Source organism: Flammeovirga aprica JL-4 (assembly GCF_012844305.1).
Classification (GTDB): domain Bacteria; phylum Bacteroidota; class Bacteroidia; order Cytophagales; family Flammeovirgaceae; genus Flammeovirga; species Flammeovirga aprica.
Genome location: NZ_JABANE010000455.1, coordinates 1 through 506, shown reverse-complemented (window position 1 = coordinate 506; position 506 = coordinate 1). Strand labels below are relative to the sequence as shown.

Annotated in this window: 1 protein-coding gene; it reads left to right on the top strand. The window is 51.2% G+C overall.

Annotated elements, in window-relative coordinates; genetic code table 11:
- A partial coding sequence (locus tag HHU12_RS34920) for an SIS domain-containing protein (RefSeq protein ID WP_169661258.1) occupies positions 1–317 on the top strand: 317 nt, incomplete at its 5' end.
- Positions 318–506: the final 189 nt, after the last annotated feature.

Genomic DNA, 506 nt, shown 5'->3' with positions numbered 1-506 from the left:
ACGGCCCACTGGCGCTGATTGATGCGGAAATGCCGGTGATCGTGGTGGCGCCGAACAACGAACTGCTGGAAAAACTGAAATCCAACATCGAAGAGGTTCGTGCCCGCGGCGGTGAACTATACGTCTTCGCCCACGGTGAAGCCGGCTTCAACGGTAGCGATAACATGCACATCATTGAGATGCCGCATGTGGAAGAGACCATCGCCCCTATCTTCTATACGGTTCCGCTGCAGCTGTTGGCTTATCACGTCGCGCTGATCAAAGGCACTGACGTTGACCAGCCGCGTAACCTGGCGAAATCGGTAACGGTTGAGTAAAGCATCCTATCCTGCAAAGGGCTGCCGACGGCGGCCCTTTTTATTTGCACCTGCTGTTTTCCATCGATTACGTGCGCAATATTTTGGCTGGCGGTAGATGACAAACGATCGTTTTACGGTCCGATTTCGCCGTCATAAAAAGAAAATTATTTTGTCATTGCACGGTCATGATTAAAGATAACCATCTGA